This window comes from Dactylosporangium sp. CA-092794 (assembly GCF_050948465.1).
Lineage (GTDB): Bacteria > Actinomycetota > Actinomycetes > Mycobacteriales > Micromonosporaceae > Dactylosporangium.
In genome coordinates, this window is record NZ_CP192044.1 from 4,266,664 (window position 1) to 4,281,493 (window position 14,830).

Here is a 14,830-nt window from a genome sequence, read left to right on the forward strand (position 1 = left end):
GCACCCGGCGCACCGGCGGGCCGGCTCGGGCGTGGGTCAGCCGACGTTGAGCCGCGGCGGCAGCTCGTCCTTGTGCAGTTCGAGCCGCTCGTCCGCGTCCGGCCGCCACGCGCGCCGGGCCGTGGTGCAGGCCCGCCGCACGGCCGTGTGGACCGTCGCCACGCCGTCGCGCCAAGTGCGTCTCATCGCATCCACCTCCTTCCATCGCCAATGGTGGGGCGGCGACCGGGGCCCGGCAGGGTCGAAGGTCCCATCGGCGGCCGCCGGGAACGGGCGGGCCGGGCGGTCCCGCAATCGGGTGACCTTCGGCCCGTGTGCCCGGCACGGGCCCCGGCGCAGAGTGGCGTCGAAGCATCCATCAGGGAGGCGAGCAGCCATGACTGTCCCGCTGCTGGAACAGCACGCCATCCGTCACCTCGTCAAGCGGCTCGGCAAGCGCTACGCCGGCCGGCACGACGAGGAGACCATCCGCCGGACGGTCGAGGAGATCGAGCGGCGCTACCAGGACGCCAATGTGCACACCTTCGTCCCGCTGCTCGTCGAGCGCGACGCGAAGCGCGTGCTGGACCGGATGCGCTGATTTTCTTAGAGGAAGGTGACCGCGATGGGCGGGTCAACGATCGTCGGGATACTGCGGGAACGCGCCCGCACCGAGCGGCGCGTCGCGCTGGTCCCGGATGTCGTCGCCAAGCTGGCCGCGGCCGGCATCGGCGTGCTCGTGGAAACACACGCGGGCGACGGGGCCTGGTTCGGCGACGACGCCTACGCCGCCGCCGGTGCGACCGTGGTGTCGCGGCCCGAGGTGTACCGCGGCGCCGGCGTCATCGCCTGCGTGCAGCCCCCCGACGACGCCGAGGACGGGCTGAGCCCGGGCCAGACGCTGCTGGGCCTGCTCGCCCCGGCCGAGCATCCGGACCTGCTGCGCCGGCTCACCGGGCGCGGCGTCACCGCGATCAGCCTCGACCTGTTGCCGCGCACGCTCAGCCGGGCCCAGTCGATGGACGCGCTGACCTCGCAGGCCAACATCGCCGGCTACCGGGCCGCCGTGCTGGCCGCCGCCACCTACGGCGGGTTCTTCCCGATGCTGACCACCGCGGCCGGCACGATCCGGCCGGCCGCGGTGCTGGTCCTCGGCGCCGGCGTGGCCGGGTTGCAGGCGATCGGCACGGCCCGCCGGCTCGGCGCCGTCGTCACCGCCTACGACGTGCGGCCCGAGAGCCGGGCCGAGGCCGAGTCGGTCGGCGCCCGGTTCCTGCAGCTCGGCGTCGGCGACGCGACCGGCGCCGGCGGCTACGCCCGGGCGCTGAGCGCCGACGAGCAGGCCCGGCTCCAGCGGGCCCTCGACGAGCAGATCGGGCGCTTCGACGTGGTCATCACCACGGCCAAGGTGCCCGGCCGGCGCCCGCCGGTGCTCGTCACCGAGGCGGCGTTGAAGAACCTGCGCCCCGGCGCGGTCGTCGTCGACATCGCCGCCGGCGAACTCGGCGGCAACGTGGCCGGCTCGGTGCCGGACACGACCGTGGTCACCGACGGCGGGGTCACCGTCGTCGGCGCCGGCAACCTGCCCGCCGGCATGGCGCCCGCGGCCTCCACCGCTTACGCCCGCAACGTGGCCGCGCTGCTGACCCACCTGGTGCGCGACGGGGCCCTCACCATCGACCCGGCCGACGAGATCGCCGCCGCCGTCGTCGTCACCGTTCCCGCCGACGGAGGTACCCCGTGAACCTCGACCTGCTCACCGCCGTCACCGTGTTCGTCCTCGGCCTGCTCGTCGGGTTCGAGGCGATCAGCAAGGTGCCGGCCACGCTGCACACGCCGTTGATGTCCGGCGCCAACGCCATCCACGGCATCGTCGTGGTCGGCGCGCTGTTCATCACCGCGTCCGCCCGCGACACGGTCGGCTACGCCGTCGCCTTCGCCGCGGTGGCGTTCGGCGCGATGAACGTCGTCGGCGGGTACGCCGTCACCGACCGGATGCTGCAGATGTTCAAGCCCGCCAGAAAGGTCGAGCCCTGATGAGCGCCGTCGAGACCGCCATGCGGTACGTCCTGCTGGCCGCGGCCGCCTGCTTCGTGCTCGGCCTGCACCTGATGAACCACCCGGCCCGGGCCCGCCGCGGCAACCAGCTCTCGGCCGCCGGCATGGCCGCCGCCGTCCTGGCCGCCGTCGTGCTGCTCGTCGCCGACGGCGCGATCACCACCACCGGGTGGATCGTGTTCATCGTCGCCGCCGCTTTCGGCGCCACGGCCGGCCTCTACACCGCCCGGCGCGTGCAGATGACCGCTATGCCGCAGCTGGTCAGCCTGTTCAACGCGGTCGGCGGCGGCGCGGCCGCGCTGCTGGCCGTCGCCGACCTGCTGCACCCCGGCGCCGCCGGCCTGCCGGCCCGGGTCAGCCTCCCGGCCGCCCTGGACATCATCATCGGCGCTGTCACGTTCTCCGGCTCGCTCATCGCCGCCGGCAAGCTGCAGGGCATCGTGCCCGGCCGGCCGATCGTGTTCCCCGGCGCCCGCGCGCTCAACCTCGCGCTCGGGCTGGTGATGGCCGGCGGCGCCGCCTGGCTGATCGCCCGCCCGGACAGCCGGGTCGCCCTGGCCGCGCTCGTGCTCGCGGCGCTCGCCTTCGGCGTCACGATGGTCCTGCCGATCGGCGGCGCCGACATGCCGGTCGTCATCTCGCTGCTCAACGCCTTCACCGGCACGGCCGTCGCCATGGGCGGCTTCGTCCTCGGCGAGCCCAGCCTGATCGTCGGCGGCGCGCTCGTCGGCGCCTCCGGCGGCATCCTGACCAAGCTCATGGCCGACGCGATGAACCGCTCCATCCCCAACATCATCCTGGGCGGCTTCGGCACCGGCGACGCGGCCACGGCGAGCACCGCGGCGGGCGGCGGCTCGGTCCGGTCGGTGGCCGTCGACGACGTGGCGCTGCAGCTGGCCTACGCCAGCCGGGTCATCATCGTGCCCGGCTACGGCCTGGCCGCCGCGCAGGCCCAGCACGAGCTGGCCGAGCTCGGCACGGTCCTGGAGACGCAGGGCATCTCGGTGGAGTACGCCATCCACCCGGTCGCCGGGCGCATGCCCGGGCACATGAACGTGCTGCTGGCCGAGGCGAAGGTGCCGTACCCGCAGCTCAAGGACATGGACGAGATCAACCCGGAGTTCCCGCAGGCCGACGTCGCCCTGGTGGTCGGCGCCAACGACGTGACCAACCCGGCCGCCCGCCGCTCCGGCAACGCGATCTCCGGCATGCCGATCCTCGACGTCGACCGGGCCAAGAGCATCGTGGTCATCAAGCGCTCCATGGGCCACGGCTACGCCGGCATCGACAACGAGCTGTACACCGACCCGAAGACCGGCATGCTCTTCGCCGACGCCAAGCAGGGCCTCGCCGCCCTGGTCGCGGCGGTGCGCACCTTCGTCGCCTGACCCCGCACCGCTCCATTCCGCTGCCTCCCCGGCCGGGCGTCCGCTACGGCGCACCCGACCGGGGAGGCACTTTCGTCGCCTTGCCCGCGGCCACAGGAGCGACCGCCGACAGCACAGGACCGCCGCGCCGCGCATCACCGGCGCGGCTGCTCGTGTCCCGCGCTGCTCGTGTCCCGCGCTGCTCGTGTCCCGCGCTGCTTTGCCGCCGCGGCCGACGGCCGCTGCGACCACCACGCCGACCATAAGTCTCCGTGATCATGCCGGGCCGCAGCTCCGCACACGACATTTTCATGATCGTGGATGAAATATGTACCTATTGGTACCATAAGTCTCCGCGATCATGAAAAACCCGCGCGCCACCAGCGCCGCGCGCATGATCGCGGAGAGTTGCTGCCGCACCAGCGCGGCGGTGCGCGGGCAGCGCGGCGGTGCGCGGGCAGCGCGGCGGTGCGCGGGCAGCGCGGCGGTGCGCGGGCAGCGCGGCGGTGCGCGGGCAGCGCGGCGGTGCGGCGGCGGTGCGGCGGCGGGGCGGCGGCGGGGCGGCGGGGCGGCGGCGGGGCGGCGGCGGGGCGGCGGGGCGGCGGCGGGGCGGCGGCGGGGCGGCGGTGCGGCGGCGGGGCGGCGGCGGGGCGGCGGGGCGGCGGCGGGGCGGTGCTCGGGCGGCGGTGCGGTGTGGCGGTGCGCGGGCGGCGGGGCGGTGCGCGGGCGGCGGGGCGGTGCGCGGGCGGCGGGGCGGTGCGCGGGCGGCGGGGCGGTGCGCGGGCGGCGGGGCGGCGGGGGCGGGCGGCGGTGCGGAGCGCGGATGGGGCCGCGCGGGCGCGCGGCGCGGGTGGGGTGGCGCGGGCGCGCGGCGCGGGTGGATGGGGCGGGCGCGGGGCGCGGATGGGGCGGCGCTGGCGCGGGGTGCGGGTGGGGCGCGCGCGGGTGGGGTCGGTAAGGGTTGGCTGAGCGGCCGGGCCGTACCGGGGCGGGGCACACTTGATGTTGTGAATGCCCATCAAGAGGTCACGCGGTGGCGGTCGTTGCTGGCCAGCGAGCGGGACGCCGCGGAACTGTACGACCGGCTCGCCGCGGCCGAGACGGGGGAGCGGCGGGAGGTGCTGGCCGAGCTCGCCCGGGTCGAGCGGCGCCACGCCGCGCACTGGGAGGCGAAGCTGCGCGAGGCGGGCGCCGACGTGCCCGACCGCTCGCCGGTGACGCTGCGCACCCGCGCGCTCGGGCTGGTGGCCCGGACCTGGTCGGTGGCGTCGGTGCTGCCGCTGGTGGAGCGGGCCGAGAAGGCCGACGCCGGGCGCTACGACCGCGAGCCGGACGCCGCCGCGTCGATGGCGGCCGAGGAGCGCGGCCACGCCCGCACCCTCGCCGCGCTGGTGCAGGGCGACCGGCCCGAGCCGCAGGCCCGCATCGCCCGCCGCGAGCGGTGGCACCGCGGCGACCGGTCCGGCTCGCTGCGCGCCGCCGTCTTCGGCGTCAGCGACGGGCTGGTGTCCAACACCGCGCTCGTCATGGGCTTCGCCGGGTCCGGCTCGTCGCGCACCGTGATCCTGCTCGCCGGCGTCGCCGGGCTGCTCGCCGGCGCCTTCTCCATGGCGGCCGGCGAGTACGTGTCCATGTCCAGCCAGCGCGAAATGTACCAGCGGGAGCTCTCCCTGGAGGCGCAGGAGCTGTCCGAGAACCCGGCCGAGGAGCGCGACGAGCTGGTGCTGCTGTACCGGGCCAAGGGCCTGTCCCGGGTGGAGGCGGAGCGGCTGGCCGACCGGCTGATGGCCGACCGCGAGGTGGCGCTGGACACCCTGGCCCGCGAGGAGCTCGGCCTGGACCCCGGCGCGCTCGGGTCGCCGTGGTCGGCGGCGCTGTCGAGCCTGCTCGCGTTCGCCGCCGGCGCGTTCGTGGTCGTGCTGCCCTTCCTCATCGGCGGCGGTACCGCCGCCCTGGTCGCCGCCGTCGTGCTGTTCGTGCTGGCGCTGGCCGCGGTCGGGGCCGGCATCGGCGCGCTCAACGGCCGCGCGCCGATGCGTTCCGCCGTCCGGCAGCTCGCCGCCGGTGGCCTCGCCGCGCTGGTCACCTACGGCGTCGGACACCTCATCGGGGTCTCCCTGAGCTGAGCTGATGCAGCATCGCACGTCGCTCGCCAGCGGCGGCGGGTAGACGCACGACACTCGGCCGCCCCGGCGCTGGGCCGGGGGCGGTGGTGCGGCGACAGCGGCGGCGGGTAGACGCTCGGCACTCAGGCCGGCCCGCCCCGGCGCTGGGCCGGGGGGCGGTGGTGCGGCGACAGCGCGGCGGAGGCGGCGATCCCGGTCAGGCGCAGCTGCGAGGCGACCGCGGCCTGGTCGATGCGGGCGCGGGGGCCGCCGACCGCGATCGCGGCGACCGGCCGGCGGCCCGGGCCGACCAGCGGGACCGCGATGCCGACGGCGCCGGGCAGGTGCTCGCCGTCGCTGAACGCGATGCCCTCGCGCCGGACCCGGGCGAGCTCCACGGCGAGCTCGGCCGGGTCGGTGATGGTCCGGTCGGTGAACGCGGTCAGCGACCCGTCCGGGCCGGGGCGGTCCGGCGGCGGTGGCCGGTAGGCCAGCAGCAGCTTCCCGGCCGCGGTGGCGTGCGCGGGGCCGGTGACCCCGGTGAGCTGCACGAGGCGGCGGTGCCGGCCCTCGAAGAGGGTCTCCAGGTGCACCACCCGGCCGCCGTGCAGCACGCAGAGGCTGACCGTCTCCCGCACCTGGAGGTACAGCTCCATCAGGTGCGGCATCGTCGTGCGCCGCAGCGCGTCGTCGCGGGCGGCGCGGGTGGGCAGCGCGAGGCCGCTCGCGCTGATCCGGTAGCCGGCCGGGTCGCGCTCGATGAAGCCCTGCTGCTGCAGCGCCCCGGCCAGCCGGTGCACCGTCGTCTTGGGCAGTTCGGTGCGGCGGACCAGCTCCGCCAGCGACAGCGGCGCGGCGTCCGGGCTGGCCGCGATCTCGCCCAGGACCCGCAGGGCGCGACCGACGACCCCCTCGCCGATGGTCTCCACCGGTTGCGGCACGAGTGGTTGCGGCACGAGGTCATCGTGGGCGGGGCCCGGCCCGGGCGCCAGCGCCCGTTCCGGTGCCCGGGACAAAAGCACCGCGGCGGCGGGTGAGGCGGCGCGCGCGGGCGGCTCACCCGCATTGAGCGATTGTGCTCGATGGCTGACGGTGTGCAGGATGGTTGCGACCCGACCGGTCCGCGAAGGCGTGTCATGGACCCCACCAGCCCGTCCGGCTCCCGGCAGTACACCCTGGAAATCCTCAACCGCGCCATCGTGCTGCTGGAGGCCATGGCGAGCGACCGCCGGCCGCTCGGGCTGTCCGCGCTGTCGCGGCTGACCGGCATCCCGAAGACGACCACCGACCGGCTGATGGCCACGCTGTGCGCGCACGACCTCGTGGTCGCGCAGGGCCGGGGCTACCGCATCGGGCCCCGGATGGCGCGGCTGGCCGACCTGGTCCGCGGGCGCGCGGACGGCGAACTCGGCCGGCGGCTGACGCCCTGCCTCGTGGAGCTCTACGAGGCGACCGGCGACCTGACGGCGCTGGCCGTGCCGCACGGCGACGACGTGCTCGTGGTGCAGACCATCCGCGGCCCGCGCCACGCGGACCTGGCCTGGGACGAGCGGCCGGTCCCGGCGCACTGCCGGGCCCGCGGCCGGGTCCTGATCGCCGCCCGGGCCGCCGCGCCCGGCTGGCGCGCCACCGTCGGGTCGCTGCCGCGGTGCGACCCGCGGGCGCCGGTGGACGCCCGGTCCCTGGCCGCGGAGCTGCGGCGGGTGCGGCGGCTGGGGTACGCGCAGGACCGCGGCGACGGCGACCACGGCGTCATCGAGGTCGCCGTGCCGGTCTTCGGCCGCCGCGGCCCCGTCGCCGCCCTGGTCCGGGTGCGGCCGCCCGGCGGGCCGGACGATCCGGCCGCCGACGGCATCCACCGGCGGATCGCCGCCGCCGCGTCCGTCCTGGTGCAACGGCCCGGAGCGGCGCGACTGGACTAGGCGGTGAGCGTCCGCGGGTCAGGCGGTGCTCGCCGCGACCTCCTCGGGGGTGAGCCGCGGGCGGGGCGCCGCGGCGGCGCGGGCCGCGGGCGCGGGAGCGGGGTCGGCCGGCCGGCGGGTGTGCCAGTCGGTGACGGCCTGGTAGGCCGCGGCCACCTCCAGCAGGCGGTCCTCCTCGTACGGCCCGGCGCCGAGGATCGTGCCCACCGGCACCGCACCCGCGAAGCCGATCGGCAGCCCGAGCTCGGGCAGGCCGAGGATGTCGAACGGCACCGGCCCGGTCTGCAGCAGCACGTCGCAGCGGTTCAGCACGCCGTCGAGCACCTCGCGCAGCAGGTGGTGCTTGGCCCGCTGCCCGGTGATCCACTCGTCGCCGGACAGGAACAGCCCCTGCAGCCAGCTCAGCAGCGACACGCCGAAGAGCTTCGGGTCGCGCTGGAGGTACGGCAGGAACGGCTCGGTCCGCTCGCTGAGCCGGATGTTGTTGAACGTGCCGGTGAGCAGCCCCCAGTCGGCCGGATAGGTGACGTCGGCGACGCGCGCGCCGGGGATCGACCCGAGCGCGTCGAGGAACGCGCGGCGCGGCGCCACCACGGCCGGGTCGCCGGTGAGATAGTCCGGCGGTACCCCGATCGTGGTGGGCCGGCGCAGCGCGACCCGCCCCTTGCGCCGCACCGGCAGGGCCGCGGTGATGAGGTCCGGCACGGCGGGCAGCCCGAGCGTGCGCGTGTCGTTGGGGTCCGGCCCGGCCAGCACGGTGAGCATGATGGCCGCGTCGAGCGCGTCGCGGGCCAGCGGGCCGGAGTGGTCGCGGGTGTAGGACAGCGGGATCACGCCGTAGATCGAGGTGCGGCCCATGGTCGGCTTGAGGCCGGTGAGGTTCTGCTGGTTGGACGGGTTGACGATGCTGCCGCCGGTCTGGGTGCCGATCGACGACGTCGCCATCCGGCCGGCCACCGCGCACGCCGGGCCGGTCGAGGAGCCGCCCGGGTCGACCGACGGGTCGCCCGGCGTCCAGGCGTTCACCGTGGTCACGATGCCGTTCGGGGTGGTTGCCCGGGTCGTCGCCAGCGGGCCCATCTGCCCCTTGCCGATCACGATCCCGCCGGCCGCCTTGAGCCGGGCGACCGCCGTCGCGTCGTAGGCCGGGACGAACCCCGCGAAGACGAACGAGTTGGCCGTCGTGGCGACCCCGGCGGTGAAGTAGTTGTCCTTGATGCACAGCGGGATCCCGCTCAGCGGCCCGGTCCGGCGGCGGTCGGCGGCCCGGGCCGCGGCCCGCGCGGCGTCCGGGAGGGTCGCGTTGAACGCCTGGTAGACGCCGTCGAAGCGGGCGATGCGGTCCAGGTGCGCCTCGACCAGGTCGGCCGCGCTCAGCCAGCGCTTGCGCAGCAGCGTGGCGGCCTCGGCGAGGGTCGCCTCGGTCGGGTCCTTGCGCGCCTCGGGCCGCACCGCGACGTCGGGCAGCTCGACCGGCCGCGACGGCCCGGCCAGGCCCGGCGATGCGGCGGCGGCACCGCCCGGCAGCGCGGCGACGGCGGTGGCGCCCGCGGTGGCGGCGAGGAACGCGCGCCGGTTGAGTTCCCGGCTCATCGCGTCCACGCCTCGGTGATCGAAGGGTACTCCAGCGGCGCCGACAGCTGCTGGCTCAGCGCCGGGTCGCCGCCGCCGGGCCGCCACGTGTTGATCGCGGCCGGGTTGTTCAGCACGAACGAGCGCAGCGACGCGAGCACCTGGGCCCGGGTGGGCGCGCCGGTGGCCGGGTCGGGGGAGGTGGGCAGGAGGCTGAGGTCGATCCCGGAGACGGTCAGCCGGGCGACGATGTAGGCGTTGAGCTCGTCCGTGGACAGCGATGATGGACCGATGGCCATGTGCATCCTCCGCGGTGCGACGGTCGCGGCGGCACCGGCCGCCACGACGAAGATCGCATCGCCGCCCGGTTTCTCCCCCGCGACGCCGCCGTAACGATCACGTTTCTCGATGCGTTCGCCCGCTCACCGGCCGGGTGTCGCGGGCCGGGTGCCGCCGCGCGGCACCCGGCCCTGACCGGCCGGTTCGGCCCGGCTAGACCGCGGCGACCGTTGCCGCCGCGTCGACCAGGCCGGCGCCGCAGCCGCCGCTGCAGGTGCCCGGAATGGGCCGGGCGTGGGCCTGCAGCGCCGAGAGGACCTGCGCCGGCGTCAACGACGGGTGCTTGCTGAGCATCAGCGCCACGACCCCCGCCACGTGCGGCGCGGCCATGCTGGTGCCCATGTAGGTGTAGTAGATCGGGTTGCCCGGGGTGGTCGCGCCGTCGTTCAGGGTCGACAGGATGCCGTTCTGCGGCGTGGAGCGGGTGCCGGCCGGCTCGGTCTCCAGCCGGACCTCGCCGCCCGGGGCGGCCACCTCGACGGTGGTGCCGAAGTTGGAGTAGAAGGCCCGGTTGCCGTCGCGGTCCGTCGCCGCCACCGTGACCACGCCGGGGCAGTTGGCCGGGGTGAACCCGGAGGCGTTGGCGTTGGAGTTGCCCGCCGCCACGACCACGGTGGTACCGCGGCTGACGGCCGAGTTGATCGCGAGCCGGGTGGTCACCCCGCACGCGCCGCTGCCGCCGAGGCTCAGGTTGATGACCTTGGCCGGGTTGGGGTTGGCCGGCACGCCGGACACCGAGCCGCCGGAGGCCCACACGATCGCGTCGGCGATGTCGGAGGTCGTGCCGCCGCACTTGCCCAGCACCCGCACCGGCAGGATCTTGGCGTTGTAGGCGATGCCGGCCACGCCGACGCCGTTGTTGGCCAGCGCCGCGATCGTGCCGGCGACGTGCGTGCCGTGCCAGCTGGAGGTCTCGGCGGTCGTCTGGCCGCACTCGCCGGCCGAGTACCAGTCGCCCTCGTCCTGCGGGTTGGCGTCGCGGCCGTTGCCGTCGCGGGCGGTGGCCGAGCTGCTGATGAAGTCGTAGCCGGCCAGCCACTGCCCGTTGAGGTCGGGGTGCGTCGTCTTGCCGGTGTCGATGACCGCCACGGTCACGCCCGTGCCGGTGGCGAGGTCCCACGCCCCCGGCACGTTGATGCCGCCGGTCGGCTCGAAGTAGTCCCACTGCTGCGGGTAGTTCGGGTCGTTCGGCGTCGCCAGCGCGTACATCCGCGTGTCCGGCTCCACGGACTCCACCTCGCCGCGCGCCTGCAGCGCCGCCAGCAGCCCCGCCGTGCGCCGGCTGGCCGTGACGACGTGCCCGCCGACGGCGAGCTCGCGCTGATCGGTCAGCACCACGCCGAACCGGGCGCCGAGCGTCCGCAGCGCCGCGCCGCGATCGGCGCCGGCCTTGAACTGCACGATGTACTGCTCCGGCTCCCCGCCGTCCGGCACCCGGGCCTGCGCCGGCCCCGGCGCGACCAGTGTGGCCGCGGCCAGTGCCGCGGCCCCCGAGACGACCGCCACCAAACGGAATCGATTCATTTGGCCCCTCCTTGGCGGGGAGGCTAGCCGGATCGGCATCGATGTATCAATGATTATGGATCAAGATGGTCCGCCGTCAACTGGCACATGGAGCGAAATCCGGCCCCGACCGGCGCGGTCAGTGCTTGCCGTTGACTCCCAGGTGCGTGATGCCGAAGCCGTGGTCGTACTTGAGGCCGTACTTCAGGACGCGGTCGAGGCCGAGGTGGAGCAGGCCGATGGCCCCGGCGACGACGAGGGCGCTGAGGTGCCATCCGGCCCCGGCGGCGAGCAGCGCCAGCGGCAGCGGCGCGCTGTGCGCGAGGTTGTAGCACCAGGCGCCCACCTTGGGGCCGGCGACGTAGGCGAGCCAGGACAGGTCGGGGACGAGGAACAGCGCCGGGACGAGCCACCACGGCTGCCCGGTGCCGGCGAAGACGACGAGGGCGGCCACGGCGGTGCACAGGGCTTCGACCCGCAGCCAGGTCAGCGGCCGGCCGGTGACCACGCCGGGCGTTCCGGCCGGGACATCGGGGGAGTGCGGGGCGGGGACTTCCCGGTCAGCGGGTGGTTCGGCGATGGTCACGTCGGTTCTCCGGAGGGGGTCGAGTGGTAGGTGTGCAGGGCGGTGATCAGGGCGTCGACGAGGCAGCGGTAGCTGCGGGCCGTTTCGCCGAGGTGTCCGAAGGCGCCGGCGGCCTCGAGGCTGACGAAGCCGTGCATCGCCGACCGCACCCCGCGGGCGGCGTCGATGGCGTCGGCGCCGCGCAGCCCGAAGCCGGCGGAGACGTCGAGGAGGACCTGCAGGGCGTCGTCGCCGGCGCGACGGTCCTCCTCGTCGCCGGCCGCGGGCACTCGGGCGGTGGCGGCGTAGCGGCCCGGATGGTCGAGGACCCAGCGGCGGTAGGCGTCGGCGAACGCGCGGAACGCCTCCGGGCCGGACCGGCCGACGGCCGCCCGGGCCAGTGTGCCGCCGAGTTCGCGCTTGGCCCGGACGGAGATGCCCCGCTTGAGGGCGTCCAAGGAGTCGATGTGTTTGTAGAGGGACGGTGTCCGCACGCCGATCCGTCCGGCCACCAGGCCCATGGTCAGGCCGGCGAAGCCGACCTCGTCGGCGAGGTCCGCGGCGGCCGTGACGACCGCGGCCGGGTCGAGGCCACCCCTGGGCACCTGCGCTCCCCTGCAGTCGGCCGCGGATCCGTTCAGGCGCGGACGCGCTCCCGGAGGAAGCCGATGATGAGCCCGGCGATCTGGTCGGGGCACTGCGCGTGGGGATAGTGCCCGGCCCCCTTGAGCAGCTTGACGGCGCCGGTCCCGGCGGGCATCGCGGCGACGATCGCGTCGGCCTCGGCCCGGGGATCGGCGAAGTCGGGGTCCTCGAGGCCCATGATGACCAGCGCCGGGCAGGAGACGTGCGGCAGCTGGGCGGCCGCGTCGGCGGGGGAGGTCTTCAGGGTCTTGAGGAACTCGTCCTTCCGGCCGGGTTCGGACAGCTTGGCCCGCAGCCCCGCCATGTAGGCGTCGTAGTCGGCCGGCTTTTCCGGGTAGGCCACGTCCAAATAGCGCATCCACATGTCCAGGCTGCGCAGCAGCAGCACGCCGGTCATCGCCAGCGTGGCGCTGCGGTAGCGCCGGTTTCGCACCAGCCCGCCCAGGCTGTATTCGACCTTCTTGGTGAACGGTCCGATCTCGACGATGCCGCTGACCAGCTCCGGCGCCGTCGCGGCGGCGATGGTGGCGGACCCGCCCGACAGGGAGTGACCGACGATGACGGCCGGACCGCCGCCCAGGTGCCTGATCAGGGCGATCAGGTCGCCGGCGACGTCGGTGCGGGAGATCGACTTCCAGGCGCCGGGGCTCGACTCGCCGTGCCCGCGCATGTCCGCCGCCGCGACCCGGAACCCGGCCCGCACCAACTCCGGCACCACGAACCGGTAGGCCTGCCGGCGGTCTCCGAGGCCATGCGACAGCACGATCAGCGGCCCCTCGCCGGCCACGTCGTAGGCGATCCGCCCGCCCTCGATGTCGAAGAACTCGGTCATGTCCCCTCCAGAAAGCTATTGCCAATAGCCTGACGAGATATATTTATAGCCTAGTGCCTAGGGGATCTCAAGGGGCGGCCTGGGGCAGCATGCACAAAACGCCCACCCGGACGGGCCGGATGGGCGGCTGGTGGGGGGCGGAGCCGAGCGTCAGGAGAGCGCGGCCGCGTCCGGCTCGGTGCTCCAGTGCTCGAGGGCGTCGACGAGGGCCGCGACCAGGCGGCGGAAGCTGCGGTCGATGTTGTAGGGCATGGCGAACGCTCCGCTCGACTCCAGGCTGACGAACCCGTGCAGGGCGGAGCGGATGCAGCGGATGGCGTCGATCGCATCCGCGTCGGCGAGGCCGAAGCCGGACAGGACGGCGGTGAGCGTCTTGAGGTAGTCCTCCGCGACCCGCTCGTGCTCGGTGTCCCCCGGCACCGGCGGCACCTGGGCCAGCTGGTAGCGCGACGGGTGGGCGCGGGCCCACGCCCGCTGGGCGCCGGCCATGGCCATGATGGCGTCACCCCGGGACCGGCCGACGGCGGCCCGGCTGAGGGCCTCGGTCACCTCCCTGGCGGCCCGCATGGTGATGGCCCGGCGCAGGCTGGCAACCCCCTCGATGTGCTTGTACAGGGACGGCTGCCTGACCCCGAGCCGTTCGGCCAGGCTGGCCAGCGTCAGCCCGTCGAGGCCCAGCTCGTCGACCACCCGCTCGGCCTCCTCGACCACGGCCTGGCGGGTGAGGCCGGCCCTAGGCACCGATGCGGACGGCCGGACGAGCCGGCCAGGAAAGAGCCGATGTATTAGCCATAAAGCTATACTACGTAGCGCTACGGCACCCTATCAACCGGCACCCCGGGGATCAGCCCTCCGCCCATGGCCGGCGGGCGGTGCGCACGGTCGCGCCCGCCACCAGGGACTCCTCGACGGCCAGGGCGAGCAGGTGGTCCTGGCAGGCCTCGGCGAGCGGGTAGGGCGGCGGGGCGCCGTCGCGCGCCCACGCCCCGGTCCGCTCCAGCAGGGACGCGACGGCGATCTCGTCGTCGGCGAGGCGGGCGCCCTGCCACGGGTTACGGAACAGCACGGCGCCGCCGAGCGAGATGTGGTCGAGGTCGAAGCCCTCCAGGTTCATGTCGAGCCCGGTCTGGCGGCGGACCAGGTCCGACTCGACGACCGTGCGCGGGTCGCGCAGCTGCACGAGGTGGTCGTCGACGAGCTCGCCGGTGCTGCCGCGCACGACGATGCGGCTGCCGCGCAGCGGATTGTGCCACTGGTTGTCGGTGAAGTCGTAGAGGCCGGTCCGGTCGTCGCCGAAGTCGAACTGGGCCAGGGTGTTGCCCATCCGCTTGGGCGTGACGTCGTCGCTCCACCCGCTGCGGTGCATCGGGTCGGCCAGCGGGAACGTGCTGCGCCGCGCGGTCACCTCCGCGTCGGCGAAGCCGGCGCCGAGCATGTGCCGGATGATCGAGACGGCGTGGTACTGGTGGGTCGAGGACACCTGCACGTTGCTCACCGTGCCCAGCGCCCCGTCGCGGATCAGCGCGAGCCGGGCGGCGTGCCCCGGCAGGAGCAGGTACTGCTCGGCCACCTGCACCAGCCCGCTCGCGCCCACGCTCGACCAGAGGCTCAGCATGCCGTCGACGTCCAGGGCCGGCGGCGTCTCGCACAGCACCGGCAGGCCGAGCCCGACCGCCTCCCGGGCGACGCCGGGCGCGACGGTCCGCGGCACGGAGATCACCACGAAGTCGGGCCGCTCCCGGGCGACCGCGGCGGCGAGCGTGCGGTCGGTGGGCACCCCCCATTCCGCCTCGACCTCGGCACCCCGCTCGGCGGTGCGGCTGACCACGGAGGTGATCCGCAGCGTGCCTGGCAGCAGCCGGGCCAGCTTCAGGAACACCCCGGAGCGCCACCCGGTGCCGACGACGGCGTAACTGAACGGCTTCATGATGTTCGTTCCCCCT

Annotated in this window: 16 protein-coding genes; 6 read left to right on the top strand and 10 right to left on the bottom strand. The window is 75.1% G+C overall.

Annotated features, from left to right (window positions below; all coding sequences use genetic code 11):
* Nucleotides 1-36 precede the first annotated feature (36 nt).
* On the bottom strand, nt 37-186 hold the full coding sequence (locus ACQPXD_RS18395) for a hypothetical protein (protein WP_432840006.1): 150 nt from the start codon (nt 184-186) through the stop codon (nt 37-39).
* A 190-nt stretch (nt 187-376) separates the two neighbouring features.
* On the opposite strand from ACQPXD_RS18395, the gene ACQPXD_RS18400 reads away from it, so the two are divergent.
* The 5 genes from ACQPXD_RS18400 (at nt 377) to ACQPXD_RS18420 (ending at nt 5,530) form a co-directional block, all read left to right on the top strand.
* Nucleotides 377-580, top strand: coding sequence for a three-helix bundle dimerization domain-containing protein (locus tag ACQPXD_RS18400; protein ID WP_432840008.1), 204 nt, complete (start codon nt 377-379; stop codon nt 578-580).
* Nucleotides 581-604: 24 nt separating this feature from the next.
* On the top strand, nt 605-1,723 hold the full coding sequence (locus ACQPXD_RS18405; protein WP_432840010.1) for an NAD(P) transhydrogenase subunit alpha: 1,119 nt from the start codon (nt 605-607) through the stop codon (nt 1,721-1,723).
* Nucleotides 1,720-2,016, top strand: coding sequence for an NAD(P) transhydrogenase subunit alpha (locus ACQPXD_RS18410; RefSeq protein WP_432840012.1), 297 nt, complete (start codon nt 1,720-1,722; stop codon nt 2,014-2,016). The genes ACQPXD_RS18405 and ACQPXD_RS18410 overlap by 4 nt, the downstream gene beginning before the upstream one ends.
* Nucleotides 2,016-3,425, top strand: a complete 1,410-nt coding sequence (locus ACQPXD_RS18415; protein WP_432840014.1) for an NAD(P)(+) transhydrogenase (Re/Si-specific) subunit beta — start codon at nt 2,016-2,018, stop codon at nt 3,423-3,425. Before ACQPXD_RS18410 ends, ACQPXD_RS18415 begins: the two co-directional genes overlap by 1 nt.
* Nucleotides 3,426-4,411: 986 nt before the next feature.
* Entirely contained in the window at nt 4,412-5,530 is a 1,119-nt protein-coding gene (locus ACQPXD_RS18420; RefSeq protein WP_432840016.1) for a VIT1/CCC1 transporter family protein, read from the top strand.
* 122 nt (nt 5,531-5,652) lie between these two features.
* Here the strand turns inward: ACQPXD_RS18420 and ACQPXD_RS18425 are convergent, their stop codons facing one another.
* Entirely contained in the window at nt 5,653-6,465 is an 813-nt protein-coding gene (locus ACQPXD_RS18425; RefSeq protein WP_432840018.1) for an IclR family transcriptional regulator, read from the bottom strand.
* A 180-nt stretch (nt 6,466-6,645) separates the two neighbouring features.
* Between ACQPXD_RS18425 and ACQPXD_RS18430 the strand changes: the two genes are divergently transcribed.
* Nucleotides 6,646-7,431 (top strand): IclR family transcriptional regulator, encoded by a 786-nt coding sequence (locus tag ACQPXD_RS18430; protein WP_432840021.1) that lies wholly within the window; start codon nt 6,646-6,648, stop codon nt 7,429-7,431.
* 18 nt (nt 7,432-7,449) lie between these two features.
* Here the strand turns inward: ACQPXD_RS18430 and ACQPXD_RS18435 are convergent, their stop codons facing one another.
* From ACQPXD_RS18435 to ACQPXD_RS18470, 8 genes are all read right to left on the bottom strand, one after another.
* The gene (locus ACQPXD_RS18435) at nt 7,450-9,024 is read right to left on the bottom strand and encodes an amidase (RefSeq protein WP_432840023.1); all 1,575 of its coding nucleotides are present in this window, start codon (nt 9,022-9,024) and stop codon (nt 7,450-7,452) included.
* The gene (locus ACQPXD_RS18440) at nt 9,021-9,302 is read right to left on the bottom strand and encodes a hypothetical protein (RefSeq protein ID WP_432840025.1); all 282 of its coding nucleotides are present in this window, start codon (nt 9,300-9,302) and stop codon (nt 9,021-9,023) included. Before ACQPXD_RS18440 ends, ACQPXD_RS18435 begins: the two co-directional genes overlap by 4 nt.
* 193 nt (nt 9,303-9,495) lie before the next feature.
* Complete coding sequence (locus ACQPXD_RS18445) at nt 9,496-10,866, bottom strand: S8 family peptidase (protein ID WP_432840027.1); 1,371 nt, start codon at nt 10,864-10,866, stop codon at nt 9,496-9,498.
* Nucleotides 10,867-10,984: 118 nt separating this feature from the next.
* Nucleotides 10,985-11,431: a DUF4260 domain-containing protein gene (locus tag ACQPXD_RS18450; protein ID WP_432840029.1), complete on the bottom strand. Its 447-nt coding sequence runs from the start codon at nt 11,429-11,431 to the stop codon at nt 10,985-10,987.
* A complete protein-coding gene (locus tag ACQPXD_RS18455; protein WP_432840031.1) occupies nt 11,428-12,015 on the bottom strand; it encodes a TetR/AcrR family transcriptional regulator in 588 nt (195 codons plus the stop codon). Before ACQPXD_RS18455 ends, ACQPXD_RS18450 begins: the two co-directional genes overlap by 4 nt.
* A 32-nt stretch (nt 12,016-12,047) precedes the next feature.
* Nucleotides 12,048-12,887 carry an alpha/beta fold hydrolase gene (locus ACQPXD_RS18460; RefSeq protein ID WP_432840033.1) on the bottom strand — a complete coding sequence of 280 codons (840 nt, stop codon included), beginning with the start codon at nt 12,885-12,887 and terminating at the stop codon, nt 12,048-12,050.
* 150 nt (nt 12,888-13,037) lie between these two features.
* Entirely contained in the window at nt 13,038-13,628 is a 591-nt protein-coding gene (locus tag ACQPXD_RS18465; protein ID WP_432840035.1) for a TetR/AcrR family transcriptional regulator, read from the bottom strand.
* Between the two features lie 103 nt (nt 13,629-13,731).
* On the bottom strand, nt 13,732-14,814 hold the full coding sequence (locus ACQPXD_RS18470; protein WP_432840037.1) for a Gfo/Idh/MocA family protein: 1,083 nt from the start codon (nt 14,812-14,814) through the stop codon (nt 13,732-13,734).
* Between the last annotated feature and the right edge of the window lie 16 nt (nt 14,815-14,830).

Bases quoted from the DNA above. Each gene is read 5' to 3' on its own strand.
- ACQPXD_RS18395 (WP_432840006.1), bottom strand. From the start codon at position 186: ATGAGACGCACTTGGCGCGACGGCGTGGCGACGGTCCACACGGCCGTG.
- ACQPXD_RS18400 (WP_432840008.1), top strand. From the start codon at position 377: ATGACTGTCCCGCTGCTGGAACAGCACGCCATCCGTCACCTCGTCAAG.
- ACQPXD_RS18405 (WP_432840010.1), top strand. From the start codon at position 605: ATGGGCGGGTCAACGATCGTCGGGATACTGCGGGAACGCGCCCGCACC.
- ACQPXD_RS18415 (WP_432840014.1), top strand. From the start codon at position 2,016: ATGAGCGCCGTCGAGACCGCCATGCGGTACGTCCTGCTGGCCGCGGCC.
- ACQPXD_RS18430 (WP_432840021.1), top strand. From the start codon at position 6,646: ATGGACCCCACCAGCCCGTCCGGCTCCCGGCAGTACACCCTGGAAATC.
- ACQPXD_RS18435 (WP_432840023.1), bottom strand. From the start codon at position 9,024: ATGAGCCGGGAACTCAACCGGCGCGCGTTCCTCGCCGCCACCGCGGGC.
- ACQPXD_RS18440 (WP_432840025.1), bottom strand. From the start codon at position 9,302: ATGGCCATCGGTCCATCATCGCTGTCCACGGACGAGCTCAACGCCTAC.
- ACQPXD_RS18445 (WP_432840027.1), bottom strand. From the start codon at position 10,866: ATGAATCGATTCCGTTTGGTGGCGGTCGTCTCGGGGGCCGCGGCACTG.
- ACQPXD_RS18460 (WP_432840033.1), bottom strand. From the start codon at position 12,887: ATGACCGAGTTCTTCGACATCGAGGGCGGGCGGATCGCCTACGACGTG.
- ACQPXD_RS18470 (WP_432840037.1), bottom strand. From the start codon at position 14,814: ATGAAGCCGTTCAGTTACGCCGTCGTCGGCACCGGGTGGCGCTCCGGG.